Source organism: Pseudomonas sp. LB3P25, assembly GCF_054897985.1.
Map to the genome: position 1 here is coordinate 1,948,475 of NZ_CM142711.1, position 14,910 is coordinate 1,963,384.

Consider the following 14,910-nt stretch of genomic DNA (forward strand, 5'->3'; position numbering starts at 1 on the left):
CAAACTCTACCGTTTCGTAGCGAAAGCCCCGTAGGACGGCCTCTCGTCCTCGTGAATTGCGTTGGTCAGGGCCGGTTTTTGACCGTTAGTCCGCTGTCCAGGCCACTTTTGGCGGCGTTCGCGACTATAGCAGCAATGATTAAGTGCTTCAATTCCATAAAAAATTGTTATCATCCGCGCCATGACGACTACTGCCCCTTCGACCCCAGCCGTACAACTGCTGGAGGTCTCGCCGGAATATGCCGGCCAACGTATTGATAACTTCCTTCTCGCTCGGCTCAAAGGCGTGCCCAAGACCTTGATTTACCGCATTTTGCGCAAGGGCGAAGTGCGAGTGAACAAAGGTCGGATCAAGCCCGAATACAAGCTGCAGGCGGGCGATATCGTGCGCGTGCCGCCGGTTCGCGTGCCTGAGCGCGACGAGCCGGTGCCGCTGGCACAAGGCCTGCTGCAGCGCCTCGAAGCCTCGATTGTGTTCGAGGACAAGGCGTTGATCGTGATCAACAAGCCTTGCGGCATCGCGGTTCACGGTGGCAGCGGCTTGACTTACGGGGTGATCGAAGCCTTTCGTCAGCTGCGTCCCGATTGCAAGGAGCTCGAACTGGTTCACCGTCTCGACCGTGACACCTCCGGCCTGCTGATGATCGCCAAGAAGCGCAGCATGCTGCGTCATTTGCACACGGCATTGCGCGGCGATGGCGTCGATAAGCGCTACATGGCGCTGGTTCGCGGCAACTGGGCGGCCTCGATCAAGCAAGTCCGAGCGTCGCTCGGCAAGAGCAATCTGCGCTCCGGCGAGCGTATGGTCGAGGTCGACGAGGAGGAGGGCAAGGAGTCCGTGACCGTGTTCAAGGTCCTGCGTCGTTTTGGCGACTTTGCCACCCTGATCGAAGCCAAACCGATTACCGGCCGGACTCACCAGATCCGCGTCCACACCTTGCACGCCGGGCATTGCATCGCTGGCGATACCAAGTACGGCGATGAAGATTTCAGTAAGGAAATTCGTGACCTGGGCGGCAAACGCCTGTTCCTGCACGCCTACATGCTGACCGTGCCACTGCCTGATGGCGGTGAGCTGAAGTTGCAGGCGCCGGTCGACGAGATGTGGGCCAAAACCGTGGAGCGCCTGAGTGCACCCATCTGATTACAAGCTGCTGATCTTCGATTGGGACGGCACTCTTGCTGACTCCATTGGTCGGATTGTCGAGTCGATGCATGTCGCGTCCGAGCGCTCCGGTTTTCAGTTGCGCGATGATTTTGCCGTCAAGGGCATTATTGGTCTGGGCTTGCCGGAAGCGATTCGCACGTTATATCCGGAAATCGGCGACGACGAATTGGTAGCCTTCCGTCAGCACTATGCTGATCACTACATTGCCTCGGAGGCTGTTCCTTCGCCGTTGTTCGAGGGTGTGGTCGAGTCGATGGAAGCGTTTCGTGCCGAGGGTTATCACTTGGCGGTCGCGACCGGCAAGGCCCGTCGCGGTCTGGATCGGGTGCTGAAGTCTCACGGCTGGGAAGAGTATTTCGATATCACCCGCGCGGCCGATGAAACCGCCAGCAAGCCCCATCCGCTGATGCTAGAGCAGATCCTCGCTCACTGCGAGGTTCGCCCGGAGCAAGCGCTGATGGTGGGCGATTCGTCCTTTGACTTGCAGATGGCGCGCAACGCCGGCATGGATTCGGTGGCCGTCAGCTATGGCGCGCAATCGATCGAGGCGTTGAAGTTGTTCGAGCCGGCACTGGCCATTGATCGTTTTTCAGAACTGCATGCCTGGCTGAGTCAGCGGGCTAAATAGGTTTTTGCTGGGGTAGATGTCATGAGCGACGAATGGAAAGCGCCCGCCAAGGCGAGCGCAGAGAGCGGTGACGAGAAGAGCTGGAAGCTGCTGGAAAAGACCCTGCTGGCCAGCGTGCAGGAGCAGCGCCGGTCCCGTCGCTGGGGGATTTTCTTCAAGTTGCTGACCTTCGTGTACCTGTTTGGCGCGTTGATCTTGTTCACGCCGCTGATGGACATGGAAAAAGCCGCCACCCGCAGTGCCAACTACACCGCGTTGATCGACGTGACCGGCATGATCGCCGACAAGGAGCCTGCCAGCGCTGACAACATCGTCGGCAGTCTGCGTGCAGCATTCGAGGACGAGAAGGTCAAAGGTGTCATCCTGCGAATCAATAGTCCGGGTGGTAGTCCGGTACAGTCCGGTTACGTCTATGACGAGATCCGCCGTTTGCGCGGCCTGCATCCGGATACCAAGCTTTACGCGGTGATCTCGGATTTGGGTGCTTCCGGTGCTTACTACATCGCCAGTGCGGCGGATCAGATCTACGCCGACAAGGCGAGCCTGGTGGGTTCCATTGGTGTGACGGCGGCCGGTTATGGCTTTGTCGGGACGATGGAGAAGCTGGGTGTCGAGCGTCGCACCTACACCTCCGGCGAGCATAAATCGTTCCTCGACCCGTTCCAGCCTCAAAAGCCTGAAGAGACTCAGTTCTGGCAGGGCGTGCTTGATACCACTCATCAGCAGTTCATCAACAGCGTCAAGCAGGGTCGTGGCGACCGCCTCAAGGACAAGGAACATCCGGAGTTGTTCTCCGGGCTGGTCTGGAACGGTGAGCAGGCGTTGCCGCTGGGTCTGATCGATGGTCTGGGCAATGCCAGTTCGGTGGCGCGTGACGTGATCGGCGAGAAAGAGCTGGTGGATTTCACTGTTCAGGAATCGCCGTTCGATCGCTTCTCGAAAAAACTCGGTGCCAGCGTGGCTGAGCATCTGGCGATGTGGATGGGTTTTCAGGGGTCTTCGTTGCGCTGATCTTCTTGCTGCATAAAAAAACCGGCTTTTTGCCGGTTTTTTTTAAAGTCAAAAGATCGCAGCCTCGTTTCACTCGACAGCTCCTACATTGAAATGCGTATCCCTTGTAGGAGCTGTCGAGTGAAACGAGGCTGCGATCTTTTGACCTTTAAGGTATCTGCACGCCTTCTGCGAGCAGCATGTCGATCAGGCGGATCAGCGGCAGGCCGATCAGGCTGGTGGCGTCAGGGCCTTCGGTGCTTTGAAACAAGCTCACCCCCAAACCTTCAGCCTTGAAGCTGCCAGCGCAGTCGTAGGGCTGTTCGGCGCGAAGGTAGCGTTCGATGCGTGCCGGGTCCAGCGTGCGCATGTGCACGGTGAAGGGCACGCAGTCGACCTGGCAGTCGCCGGTCTGGCTGTTGAGCAGTGCCAGGCCCGTCAGGAAGGTCACGCTGGCACCGCTCGAAGCCAGCAATTGTTCGCGGGCCTTTTCGAAGGTGTGCGGTTTGCCGATAATCCGTTCGCCAAGCACCGCGACCTGATCCGAGCCGATGATCAGATGAGTGGGATGACTGCCGGCCAGCGCACGTGCTTTTTCCTCGGCGAGGCGCTTGACCAGTTCGATGGCGGACTCGCCCGGACGATCGCTTTCGTCGATATCCGGCGAGCTGCAGGTAAACGGCAGCTGCAAGCGGGCCAGCAATTCCCGGCGATAAACCGAGCTTGAAGCGAGTAATAAAGGCAGCATGCGCATCTCCAGAAGACAGGCGCGAATTCTAGCGGAGGCTTGCAAGTGACGGACAGGGCTGAATTTCCTTTGACATGGCCGGGGGCATCCCTATAATGCTGCGCCTATGTTGAATGACCCGATTCCACCTCACGTTGACCCGCGCAAATTGGCTGATCGTGGCACCACCCTTCAAGGTGAACTGCTGCTGGCCGATTTGGAGAGACTCTGCGACCCGCTTTCCGATACTGTCGGTACGGTGCAGGCTAAATTCGTTTTTGAACGAGATGAACGTAAGTCTGTGGTAATCCACAGCTTTATCGACACCGAAGTCAAAATGGTTTGCCAGCGTTGTCTTGAGCTGGTCACCCTGCCGATCCATAGCGAATGCAGTTATGCTGTGGTGAAGGAGGGTGCGAATACCCAGTCGTTGCCGAAAGGTTATGACGTGCTGGAACTGGGCGAAGATCCTTTGGATCTGCAGTCACTGATCGAGGAGGAGCTTCTGCTCGCCTTGCCCATTGTGCCTGCTCATCATCCGGAAGAATGCCAGCAGCCGGCGGGTCTCGATGAGCCCGAACCGAGCGAGGACGAGGTAACGCGGTCCAACCCGTTCAGTGTATTGGCGCAGTTAAAGCGTGACCCAAACGTTTAGGAGTTAATCAATTATGGCTGTTCAGCAGAACAAAAAATCCCGCTCTGCCCGTGACATGCGTCGTTCGCACGACGCCCTGACGGCAAGCACTCTGTCTGTAGAAAAAACCACCGGTGAAATTCACCTGCGTCACCACGTATCGCCAGAAGGCGTATACCGTGGCCGTAAAGTGATCGACAAGGGCGCTGACGAGTAATCACTTGTCTGCTCAAGTCATCGCGATTGACGCAATGGGCGGGGACTTCGGTCCCCGCAGCATTGTTCAGGCCAGCCTTGCTTGTCTGTCTGCTACGCCCTCGCTACACCTGACCCTCGTCGGTCAACCCTCCCTTCTTGAAGAATTGCTCTCTGGCCAGTCGGCTGTGGATCGCTCGCGTCTGTCGATTGCGCCGGCGTCCGAAGTCATCACCATGGACGAAAAACCTGCTCAGGCCTTGCGCGGCAAGCCCGACTCGTCGATGCGCGTGGCGCTGGAGTTGCTGCGCGATGGCAAGGTCCAGGCCTGTGTCAGTGCCGGCAATACCGGTGCGCTGATGGCGTTGTCGCGCTTCGTGCTCAAGACCTTGCCGGGCATTGATCGTCCGGCGATGGTGGCGGCGATTCCGACGCAGAAAGGCTACTGTCAGTTGCTCGACCTGGGCGCCAATGTCGATTGCAGTGCCGAGCACCTGTTGCAGTTCGCCGTGATGGGGTCGGTGGCGGCGGAAACCCTGGGCATCGTTCGTCCGCGAGTGGCGCTGCTGAACATCGGTACTGAAGACATCAAGGGCAATCAGCAGGTCAAGCTGGCGGCCACCTTGTTGCAGAGTGCTCGCGGCATCAATTACATCGGTTTTGTCGAAGGTGACGGTGTGTACCGTGGCGAGGCGGATGTGGTGGTATGTGACGGTTTTGTCGGCAATATCCTGCTCAAGTCCAGCGAAGGCCTGGCGACGATGATTGCCGGGCGCATCGAAGCCTTGTTCAAGAAAAACCTCGCGTCTAAAGTGGTCGGCGCTCTGGCGCTGCCGCTGATGAAGCGTTTGCAAGCTGATCTGGCGCCTGCGCGGCATAACGGCGCAAGTTTCCTTGGTTTGCAGGGGATTGTGGTGAAAAGCCATGGTTCGGCGGGGGTTCAGGGCTTCCAGAGTGCGATTCAGCGTGCCTTGATCGAGATCCAGGAAAACCTGCCGGAACGCATTCACGGTCGCCTGGAGGATTTGTTGCTTTAGGCGTTTTCGTCGGACAATGCTTAAATGTGACCGCTCAGTTCAATTTGCCATCCAACTGTCAGTTTCTTGCGTCCCCCAAGCGGGACGTCAATTCTCCGACGACAAGATCATTAGGGGCTTGTTACATGTCTGCTTCCCTCGCATTCGTCTTTCCGGGACAGGGTTCGCAGTCCCTCGGCATGCTGGCCGAGTTGGGCGCGCAACATCCGGTTGTCCTCGAAACATTCAAAGAAGCTTCCGATGCTCTGGGTTACGACCTGTGGGCACTGACCCAGCAAGGGCCGGAAGAACAACTCAATCAAACCGATAAAACCCAGCCGGCCATTCTGACCGCCTCGATTGCCTTGTGGCGTCTGTGGCTGGCTGAAGGCGGCGCGCGTCCGGCTTATGTTGCCGGTCATAGCCTGGGCGAATACAGCGCTCTGGTCGCCGCGGGCAGTCTGAGCCTGGGCGACGCGGTGAAGCTGGTTGAGCGCCGTGGTCAGCTGATGCAGGAAGCCGTTCCTGCCGGGCAAGGTGGCATGGCTGCCATTCTCGGTCTGGACGATGCTGATGTGCTGGCTGCCTGTGCCGAAGCGGCGCAAGGCGAAGTGGTCAGTGCGGTCAACTTCAACTCCCCTGGCCAAGTGGTCATCGCCGGTGCCAAGGCAGCGGTCGAGCGTGCCATCGAAGGCTGCAAGGCCCGTGGTGCCAAGCGCGCCATGCCGTTGCCGGTCAGCGTGCCGTCCCATTGCGAGCTGATGCGTCCGGCGGCCGAGCGTTTCGCCGAGTCGATCGCAGCGATCGACTGGCAGGTCCCGCAGATCCCGGTGGTTCAGAACGTCAGCGCCAATGTGCCGGCCGATCTGGAAATCCTCAAGCGCGATCTGCTTGAGCAGCTTTACAAGCCTGTACGCTGGGTCGAATCGGTTCAGGCGCTGGCCGCCAAAGGTGCTACCCAGTTGGTCGAATGCGGCCCAGGTAAAGTGCTGGCTGGCCTGAACAAGCGTTGCGCCGAAGGCGTGTCGACATCCAACCTCAATACCCCCGACGCCTTCGCTGCCGCCCGCGCAGCGCTGGCCTGAATCAGGAGAAGCCTGCATGAGTCTGCAAGGTAAAGTTGCACTGGTCACTGGCGCAAGCCGCGGTATCGGCCAGGCTATCGCCCTGGAACTGGGTCGTCAGGGCGCCATCGTTATCGGCACCGCGACGTCTGCTTCGGGTGCCGAGCGCATTGCGGCAACCCTGAAGGAAAACGGTATTCAAGGCACTGGCCTGGAACTCAATGTCACCAGCGACGAATCCGTTGCGGCAGTGCTGGCGAGCATCCAGGAGCAGTTCGGTGCGCCGGCGATCCTGGTCAACAATGCCGGTATCACCCGCGATAATCTGATGATGCGCATGAAAAATGACGAATGGCATGACGTCGTTGATACCAATTTGAACAGTCTGTTCCGCCTGTCCAAGGGCGTTTTGCGCGGTATGACCAAAGCCCGTTGGGGACGAATTATCAGTATTGGCTCGGTTGTGGGTGCCATGGGCAACTCAGGCCAAGTAAACTACGCAGCCGCCAAGGCCGGTCTGGAAGGTTTCAGCCGTTCACTGGCGCGTGAAGTCGGTTCGCGTTCGATTACGGTAAACTCGGTGGCCCCTGGGTTCATCGACACCGATATGACCCGCGAACTGCCCGAGGCACAGCGTGAAGCCTTGCAGACGCAGATTCCGCTGGGCCGTCTGGGGCAAGCTCAAGAGATCGCGTCTGTGGTCGCTTTTCTTGCATCCGACGGTGCGGCTTACGTTACTGGGGCTACAATCCCGGTGAACGGCGGGATGTACATGAGTTAAATGTGACGGATCGCTTCAAAAAAATGTCATACGAGCTGTCTAAAATCCGTTATAAAGCTGCAATCTATTTATAGGCAGAGGGTCGTCGGGTTTGAGGAGTGAAGCTTTCAGTTGAAAAACTGAAAAGTCTTTCTATACACTTACCCACTGGCCAGCTGCCTGAATTTGTCCATTAGGAGTGAAAACAAGGTATGAGCACCATCGAAGAGCGCGTCAAGAAAATCGTTGCTGAGCAACTGGGCGTTAAAGAAGAAGAAGTGGTCAACACTGCTTCCTTCGTTGAAGACCTGGGTGCCGACTCCCTTGACACCGTTGAGCTGGTGATGGCTCTGGAAGAGGAATTCGAGACCGAAATCCCAGACGAAGAAGCTGAGAAGATCACTACTGTACAAGCCGCAATCGATTACGTTACTAACCACCAGGCTTAATAGCTTGTAATCGTTGCATGCTGTCATGGAAAAACCGCACTGCCATCACGGCGTGCGGTTTTTTCTTTAGGCCTGATGCAAAGTCGTCATTTGAAAAAGGAGAGTGCTGTGTCGCGTAGACGCGTCGTAGTCACCGGTATGGGTATGTTGTCGCCACTGGGCACGGATGTGCCGAGCAGTTGGCAGGGCATTCTGGCTGGCCGCAGTGGCATTGGTCTGATCGAACACACCGACCTTTCTGCCTATTCCACCCGTTTTGGCGGCTCGGTAAAGGGCTTCAATGTCGAGGAATACCTGTCGGTCAAGGAAGCTCGCAAGCTCGACCTGTTCATTCAATACGGTCTGGCCGCAGGTTTTCAGGCAGTTCGTAATGCCGGTCTGGAAGTCACCGACGCCAACCGTGAGCGCATCGGCGTGGCCATGGGGTCGGGTATTGGCGGACTGACCAATATCGAAGAAACCAGCCGCACGCTGCATGATTCCGGCCCACGACGGATTTCTCCATTTTTCGTGCCTGGCTCGATCATCAATATGATTTCCGGTTTTCTGTCCATCCATCTGGGTGCACAGGGACCTAACTACGCCATCGCCACCGCGTGTACCACCGGTACGCACTGCATCGGCATGGCGGCACGCAACATCATGTACGACGAAGCCGACGTGATGATTGCCGGCGGCGCTGAAATGGCAGCTTGCGGTCTGGGCATGGGCGGCTTTGGTGCCTCCCGCGCACTGTCGACCCGCAACGACGAACCGACACGCGCCAGCCGTCCATGGGACAAGGGTCGTGACGGCTTCGTGCTGTCCGACGGTGCTGGCGCTCTGGTTCTGGAAGAACTGGAACACGCCAAGGCCCGTGGTGCGACGATCTATGCCGAGCTGATCGGCTTCGGCACCAGTGGCGATGCCTACCACATGACTTCGCCACCGGCGGATGGTGCAGGTGCTGCACGTTGCATCACCAATGCGCTGCGCGATGCCAGGATCAATGGCGATCAGGTTCAGTACGTCAATGCTCACGGCACCTCGACGTCGGCCGGCGACCTTGCCGAAGCCTGTGCGATCAAATCGGTGTTCGGTGATCACGCTTACAAGCTGGCGGTCAGTTCGACCAAGTCCATGACCGGTCACCTGTTGGGTGCGGCGGGCGCGGTCGAGGCGATCTTCAGTGTGCTGGCGATCAACAGTCAGGTAGCACCGCCAACCATCAACCTTGATGAGCCGGACGAAGGTTGCGACCTCGATTTCGTACCGCATACCGCGCGCAATATGGATATCGATGTGGTGCTGTCCAACTCCTTCGGGTTTGGCGGTACCAACGGCTCGCTGGTGTTCCGCCGGTTCGCTGACTGATGGACAGCTGGGTCGACGGTCAGCCGGCTGACGCTTTGTCGCTGAAGGATCGCGGCCTGGCTTACGGTGATGGTCTGTTCGAGACCATTGCCGTGCGCAATGGCACTCCAGTGCTGCTGGATCGGCATCTGGTGCGTTTGGTCAAAGGGTGCCAGCGGTTGGCAATTAACCTCGACCATGCGGCTGTGTGCACCGAGTTACTGACCTATGCCCAAGCGTTGGGCGAAGGCGTGCTCAAACTCATCGTCACGCGTGGCGAAAGCGCGCGCGGTTATGCGCCCGATCCTTCGGCTCAGGCGCGCCGCATCATGCTGGGTAACCCCTCTGCGGTTTATCCTGCTGCCCATGCGGAACAGGGCGTTCGCCTGTTCCCCTGTGCGACGCGGCTTTCCAAACAGCCTCTGCTCGCCGGACTCAAACACCTGAACCGTCTTGAGCAGGTCATCGCCCGCTCCGAATGGCAAGACACCGATCATGCCGAAGGCTTGATGCTCGATCAGGCCGGGCGCGTCATTGAAGGCGTGTTCAGCAATCTGTTCCTGATCCGCAATGGCGTGTTGATCACGGCTGATTTGAAGCGCTGTGGCGTTGCCGGCGTGATGCGTGCCGAATTATTGTTTCAAGCCGAGTCGTTGGGGATCCCCACGCAAATCACCGACATCACCCTCGATCAGATGCAATGGGCTGATGAAGTCTTTGTCTGCAACAGCGTGTATGGCGTTTGGCCGGTGCGCGCCTATGCCGCACTGAGCTGGCCGGTTGGTCCGCTCACCCGTAAACTCCAAACCATTGCCCGCGCGCTACTGGATGCTTGATACGTGAGACGTAAATTCTTGCTGCTGCTGGAAACCGGATTGGTTCTGGCGGGGCTGTGTCTGGGCGCTTCCGCCTGGAAAATTCATTCGGCGCTGGAACAGCCGCTGAACATCACTCAGGAAGAACTGCTGGAAGTGCCCAAAGGCACGACACCGACCCGCACCTTCTACCGACTCGAAGCCGATGGCGTCATCAAGGACGCTTTCTGGCTGCGGGTGTATTGGCGCTTCAATCTCGCCAAACAACCGTTGCACAAGGGCGAGTACCGCATGCAGCCCGGCATGACCGTCGAAGGACTGATTGACCTGTGGAAACGCGGGGAAATGGTTCAGTACAGCCTGACCTTGGTCGAAGGCTGGAATTTCCATCAGGTCCGCGCTGCTCTGGCCAAGGATGAAAAACTCGAAAAGACCCTCGACGGTTTGAGCGATAGCGAGGTGATGGACAAACTTGGCCACACCGGGATTTTTCCGGAAGGGCGATTCTTTCCTGACACCTATCGCTTCGTGCGCGGCATGACCGATGTTGAGCTGCTGAAAAAAGCCTACGACCGTCTCGACGAAGTCCTTGCCAAGGAGTGGAGCCAGCGCGCCGCTGACGTGCCGTACACCGAACCCTATCAGGCGCTGATCATGGCCTCGCTGGTGGAGAAGGAAACCGGCGTGCCGCAGGAGCGCGGGCAAATCGCTGGCGTGTTTGTGCGGCGCATGGAAATGGGCATGTTGTTGCAGACTGATCCGACCGTGATCTACGGCCTCGGTGATCGTTACAACGGCAAATTGACTCGCGCCCATCTCAAGGAAGCGTCGCCGTACAACACCTACATGATTTCGGGACTGCCGCCGACCCCGATCGCCATGGTCGGCCGCGAAGCGATTCATGCAGCGTTGAATCCGGTGGCTGGCAATAGCCTCTATTTCGTTGCTCGTGGTGATGGCAGTCACGTGTTCTCCGATGATCTGGACGCGCACAATAACGCTGTGCGCGAGTTCCAGCTCAAGCGCCGTGCCGACTACCGCTCCAGCCCGGCGCCGACCACGGCGCCAGAGGCGACGGATGAGCAGGCACCGATTCCGGCTGCTTCGCCCGACACAGCCCCCGAGGCTTTGCCGCAAGTGCCACCGCAAGTGCCGCCGCAGGAGCCGGTGCAGGAATCGTCGCCAGTGCAGCCTCAAGCGACCCCGCAGACGCCTGCTCCAGAGCCCGCTCAAGAACCCGCAGCTGCACCCGCGCCCGAACCGGATGCAGCCGCGCCGCAAAGCCCGCAATGACTCTGACTAAGGACTGCCTGTGACTGGCTTGTTTATTACCCTGGAAGGCCCGGAAGGGGCCGGCAAGAGCACCAATCGCGAATACCTGGCCGAGCGCCTGCGCGCCGCGGGTATCGAGGTCGTGCTGACTCGCGAACCAGGCGGCACGCCGTTGGCCGAGCGGATCCGCGAAGTGCTGCTGGCGCCGGTTGACGAAGTCATGAACCCCGACACCGAGTTGCTGTTGGTGTTCGCCGCGCGAGCCCAGCATCTGGCCGAGGTGATTCGCCCGGCACTGGCCCGCGGTGCGGTGGTCCTGTGTGATCGCTTTACCGATTCGACCTACGCCTATCAGGGTGGCGGTCGCGGCCTGTCACTGGAGCGCATCGCGACCTTGGAAACCTTCGTCCAGGGCGATCTGCGCCCGGACCTGACGTTGATTTTCGATCTGCCGGTGGAAGTGGGCCTGGCCCGCGCCAGCGCTCGCGGTCGTCTGGATCGCTTCGAACTCGAAGGCCGAACCTTTTTTGATGCGGTGCGTAGTGCTTTCCTCAAACGCGCTGAAGCGGATCCTGCACGTTATGTCCTGGTCGATGCGGCCCAGCCGCTGGCGCAGGTTCAGCAGTCACTGGATGCCTTGCTGCCGCGTCTGCTGGAGTTGACCCGTGGCTGAAGCCTATCCGTGGCAGGACAGTCTCTGGCAGCAGTTGGCCGGTCGTAAGCAGCATGCGCACGCCTATCTGCTCCATGGCCCGGCCGGGATCGGCAAGCGTGCGCTGGCCGAGCGCTTGATGGCCAGTTTGCTGTGCCAGCGTCCATCCGCCCAGGATGCTTGCGGCGAATGCAAATCCTGTCTGTTGCTCAAGGCCGGCAGTCACCCCGACAACTATATTCTGGAACCGGAAGAAGCGGATAAGGCGATCAAGGTCGATCAGGTTCGTGATCTGGTCAGTTTCGTGGTTCAGACCGCGCAGATGGGTGGCCGCAAAGTGGTGCTGATCGAGCCGGCCGAGTCGATGAACATCAACGCCGCCAACGCCTTGCTCAAAAGCCTGGAAGAACCTTCCGGCGATACCGTTTTGCTGTTGGTCAGTCACCAGACCAGCCGTCTGTTACCGACCATCAAGAGCCGCTGCGTGCAGCAGGCCTGTCCATTGCCGAGCGAAGCCATGAGTCTGGCGTGGCTGGCGAAGGCATTACCGGACTGCGCGGAAGAAGAGCGCATCGAGTTGCTGACCCTGGCCGCCGGTTCTCCGCTGGCCGCCGTCAACTTGCAGGCTCAGGGTGTGCGAGAGCAGCGAGCGCTGGTAGTCGACGGCGTGAAGAAATTGCTCAAGCAGCAACAGTCGCCAACTCAATTGGCCGAAGGCTGGAATGCGATTCCGCTGTTGCTGCTGTTCGACTGGTTCTGCGATTGGTCGAGCCTGATCCTGCGCTATCAACTGACTCAGGATGAAGAAGGGCTGGGACTGACGGACATGCGCAAGGTGATTCAGTATCTCGCGCAGAAAGCCGGCCAGGACAAAGTCCTGAATATCCAGGACTGGATCCTCGCCCAGCGCCAGAAAGTGATGAGCAAAGCCAACCTCAACCGGGTGCTGTTGCTGGAGGCGCTGCTGGTGCAATGGGTGGGTTTGCCTACCCAGAAGTGACCGTCTGGGCCTAGACTCTGAGCATCAGCAACGGAGGTCAGCATGAATGAAGCCGTCAATCCGGGGCCGCGCAACGGCATTTTGTCCCTGACGATCAAGGACAAGTCCGTGCTGTACGCAGCCTACATGCCATTCATCAAGAACGGTGGCCTGTTTATCCCGACCAACAAGAGCTACAAGTTGGGCGATGAGGTATTCATGCTGTTGAACCTGATGGACGAGCCGGAGAAGATTCCGGTCGCCGGCAAGGTCACCTGGATCACCCCCAAAGGTGCGCAGGGCAACCGGGCCGCCGGGGTCGGCGTGCAATTCAACGACGGCGACAATACTGCGCGCAGTCGAATCGAAACCCATCTGGCCGGAGCCCTGAAGTCCGACCGTCCCACTCATACGATGTAAGTTGCAGCCCTTTTATGCTCGTAGATTCCCATTGCCACCTTGATCGTCTTGACCTCGCCGCCCACAACGGCTCGCTGGATGCCGCACTCGATGCGGCCCGTCAGCGCGGGGTAGGGCACTTTCTGTGTATCGGCGTCAGCGTTGAGAATGCCGCCGACGTCAAAGCCCTGGCCGAACGTTACGACGACGTCGACTGCTCGGTTGGCGTACATCCGCTGGACGTGCAGCCGGGTGCCGCGCCGGCGCTGGATTGGCTGTTGCGCGAGCTCAACCACCCGCGTGTGGTGGCGATCGGTGAAACCGGTCTGGATTACCACTACGAGCCGGAAGCGGCGGAGTTGCAGCAGGAGTCGTTTCGCCTGCATCTGCAAGCGGCGCAGCAGACGGGCAAACCGGTGATCATTCACACCCGGGGTGCCCGCGCCGATACGTTGAGCCTGTTGCGCGAAGCTGCGCTTCCCCAGGCGGGCGTTCTGCATTGTTTCACTGAAGACTGGGACATGGCCAAAGCGGCGCTGGACATGGGGTATTACATTTCCTTGTCCGGGATTGTCACTTTCCGCAATGCCGATGCTCTACGTGACGTAGCCAGTAAAGTGCCGGCTGACCGATTGTTGGTGGAAACCGACTCCCCTTATCTGGCGCCGATCCCTCATCGCGGCAAGCCGAACCTGCCGCAGTACGTGCGCGACGTAGCGGAATTTCTGGCAATGTTGCGAGGTGAGCCCTACGAGCGGTTTGCCGAGCAAACGACGGAAAACTTCAAGCGACTGTTTCCGCTGGCGCACGTGAAAGGTTAAATCGCAGGCAAAAAAAACCCGGGTTCTGGGGGGTGAATCCGGGTTAAGACCATTAGGAGTAAAACAAAGGTACACGGTCCGTTGGTACCTATATCGGCGCAACACTTGGGGGAGATGTCCCGCCGACAGTTGAAGTATTGATCAGTATTGCGCCGAGTCCAGTTTACCGGTCGCGGTTTTTAAACAAATTTGGAATACGGGCGCTTCGGTTGAGTTCTCATCACTCTGCAAGGCTGCCGGAATTCATCAAGAAACACATATATGGTCGGATGATCCGTGCATTTTTGCGCAAGTTAGGCATAATACGCGGCTTCGAATTTTGACCCCTACAGACCTTTTCTTATGCATAAAGAACCTCGTAAGGTCCGTGAGTTTCGTCGCCGCGAGCAAGAAATTCTCGATACCGCGCTCAAGCTGTTCCTCGATCAAGGTGAAGACAGTGTCACCGTCGAGATGATTGCTGATGCCGTCGGTATCGGCAAAGGCACGATCTACAAGCACTTCAAATCCAAGGCCGAGATTTATCTGCGCCTGATGCTCGATTACGAGCGCGATTTGAACGAGCTGTTGCATTCGTCCGATGTCGACAAGGACAAGGAGGCCCTGTCCCGGGCCTACTTCGAATTCCGCATGCGCGATCCTCAACGCTATCGGTTGTTCGATCGCCTGGAAGAAAAGGTGGTCAAGGGCAATCAGGTGCCGGAGATGGTCGAGGAGCTGCACAAGATTCGCGCCTCGAACTTCGAACGCCTGACCCTGCTCATCAAAGGCCGGATCAGCGAAGGCAAACTTGAAGACGTACCGCCTTACTTCCATTACTGCGCATCCTGGGCGCTGGTGCACGGCGCCGTGGCGCTGTATCACTCGCCGTTCTGGAGCAATGTGCTGGAAGATCAGGAAGGTTTCTTCCAATTCCTGATGGACATTGGCGTGCGCATGGGCAACAAGCGCAAGCGCGATACCGACACCCCGGGCAGTTGAACCATTCAGTTGCCTTATTGCGCCATTA

The 14,910-nt window shown here is 58.5% G+C and carries 18 protein-coding genes; 17 read left to right on the forward strand and 1 reads right to left on the reverse strand.

Translation table 11 applies throughout. The annotated features are described in order from the left end of the window. The first annotated feature begins 181 nt into the window (after positions 1-181). The 3 genes from rluC to ACYZTW_RS08575 are packed head-to-tail and all read left to right on the forward strand — an operon-like array spanning position 182 to position 2,807. Positions 182-1,144, forward strand: a complete 963-nt coding sequence (gene rluC / locus ACYZTW_RS08565) for a 23S rRNA pseudouridine(955/2504/2580) synthase RluC (RefSeq protein ID WP_462004518.1) — start codon at positions 182-184, stop codon at positions 1,142-1,144. After that, a complete protein-coding gene (locus tag ACYZTW_RS08570; RefSeq protein ID WP_462004519.1) occupies positions 1,131-1,796 on the forward strand; it encodes an HAD-IA family hydrolase in 666 nt (221 codons plus the stop codon). The genes rluC and ACYZTW_RS08570 overlap by 14 nt, the downstream gene beginning before the upstream one ends. 21 nt (positions 1,797-1,817) lie before the next feature. Further along, on the forward strand, positions 1,818-2,807 hold the full coding sequence (locus tag ACYZTW_RS08575; protein WP_462004520.1) for a S49 family peptidase: 990 nt from the start codon (positions 1,818-1,820) through the stop codon (positions 2,805-2,807). Between the two features lie 148 nt (positions 2,808-2,955). Here ACYZTW_RS08575 and ACYZTW_RS08580 read toward each other — a convergent pair whose 3' ends face one another. Continuing rightward, positions 2,956-3,534: a Maf family protein gene (locus ACYZTW_RS08580; protein ID WP_462004521.1), complete on the reverse strand. Its 579-nt coding sequence runs from the start codon at positions 3,532-3,534 to the stop codon at positions 2,956-2,958. A 106-nt stretch (positions 3,535-3,640) separates the two neighbouring features. Here ACYZTW_RS08580 and ACYZTW_RS08585 point away from each other — a divergent pair, with 106 nt between their 5' ends. From ACYZTW_RS08585 to ACYZTW_RS08650, 14 genes are all read left to right on the forward strand, one after another. Next, positions 3,641-4,168: a YceD family protein gene (locus tag ACYZTW_RS08585; RefSeq protein WP_004371317.1), complete on the forward strand. Its 528-nt coding sequence runs from the start codon at positions 3,641-3,643 to the stop codon at positions 4,166-4,168. Between the two features lie 13 nt (positions 4,169-4,181). Beyond that, positions 4,182-4,364, forward strand: a complete 183-nt coding sequence (gene rpmF / locus ACYZTW_RS08590; protein WP_008152339.1) for a 50S ribosomal protein L32 — start codon at positions 4,182-4,184, stop codon at positions 4,362-4,364. Between the two features lie 4 nt (positions 4,365-4,368). Continuing rightward, positions 4,369-5,379, forward strand: a complete 1,011-nt coding sequence (plsX, locus tag ACYZTW_RS08595; RefSeq protein ID WP_082459097.1) for a phosphate acyltransferase PlsX — start codon at positions 4,369-4,371, stop codon at positions 5,377-5,379. Positions 5,380-5,504: 125 nt separating this feature from the next. After that, positions 5,505-6,443, forward strand: a complete 939-nt coding sequence (gene fabD / locus ACYZTW_RS08600) for an ACP S-malonyltransferase (protein ID WP_462004522.1) — start codon at positions 5,505-5,507, stop codon at positions 6,441-6,443. A gap of 16 nt (positions 6,444-6,459) precedes the next feature. Beyond that, a complete protein-coding gene (gene fabG / locus ACYZTW_RS08605; protein WP_462004523.1) occupies positions 6,460-7,203 on the forward strand; it encodes a 3-oxoacyl-ACP reductase FabG in 744 nt (247 codons plus the stop codon). 191 nt (positions 7,204-7,394) lie between these two features. Then, the gene (gene acpP / locus ACYZTW_RS08610) at positions 7,395-7,631 is read left to right on the forward strand and encodes an acyl carrier protein (protein ID WP_003442511.1); all 237 of its coding nucleotides are present in this window, start codon (positions 7,395-7,397) and stop codon (positions 7,629-7,631) included. 108 nt (positions 7,632-7,739) lie between these two features. Continuing rightward, on the forward strand, positions 7,740-8,984 hold the full coding sequence (fabF, locus tag ACYZTW_RS08615) for a beta-ketoacyl-ACP synthase II (RefSeq protein ID WP_461960856.1): 1,245 nt from the start codon (positions 7,740-7,742) through the stop codon (positions 8,982-8,984). Beyond that, the gene (gene pabC, locus ACYZTW_RS08620) at positions 8,984-9,799 is read left to right on the forward strand and encodes an aminodeoxychorismate lyase (RefSeq protein ID WP_462004524.1); all 816 of its coding nucleotides are present in this window, start codon (positions 8,984-8,986) and stop codon (positions 9,797-9,799) included. Before fabF ends, pabC begins: the two co-directional genes overlap by 1 nt. Positions 9,800-9,802: 3 nt before the next feature. Further along, positions 9,803-11,071 (forward strand): endolytic transglycosylase MltG, encoded by a 1,269-nt coding sequence (gene mltG, locus ACYZTW_RS08625; protein ID WP_462004525.1) that lies wholly within the window; start codon positions 9,803-9,805, stop codon positions 11,069-11,071. 19 nt (positions 11,072-11,090) lie between these two features. Beyond that, positions 11,091-11,723, forward strand: coding sequence for a dTMP kinase (gene tmk, locus ACYZTW_RS08630; RefSeq protein WP_008152325.1), 633 nt, complete (start codon positions 11,091-11,093; stop codon positions 11,721-11,723). Continuing rightward, on the forward strand, positions 11,716-12,702 hold the full coding sequence (locus ACYZTW_RS08635; RefSeq protein WP_462004526.1) for a DNA polymerase III subunit delta': 987 nt from the start codon (positions 11,716-11,718) through the stop codon (positions 12,700-12,702). The genes tmk and ACYZTW_RS08635 overlap by 8 nt, the downstream gene beginning before the upstream one ends. Before the next feature lie 42 nt (positions 12,703-12,744). Then, on the forward strand, positions 12,745-13,101 hold the full coding sequence (locus ACYZTW_RS08640) for a PilZ domain-containing protein (RefSeq protein ID WP_150744430.1): 357 nt from the start codon (positions 12,745-12,747) through the stop codon (positions 13,099-13,101). A gap of 14 nt (positions 13,102-13,115) precedes the next feature. Continuing rightward, positions 13,116-13,901 (forward strand): TatD family hydrolase, encoded by a 786-nt coding sequence (locus ACYZTW_RS08645; RefSeq protein WP_462004527.1) that lies wholly within the window; start codon positions 13,116-13,118, stop codon positions 13,899-13,901. A 342-nt stretch (positions 13,902-14,243) separates the two neighbouring features. Continuing rightward, complete coding sequence (locus ACYZTW_RS08650; protein WP_462004528.1) at positions 14,244-14,882, forward strand: TetR/AcrR family transcriptional regulator; 639 nt, start codon at positions 14,244-14,246, stop codon at positions 14,880-14,882. The last annotated feature ends 28 nt before the right edge of the window (positions 14,883-14,910 follow it).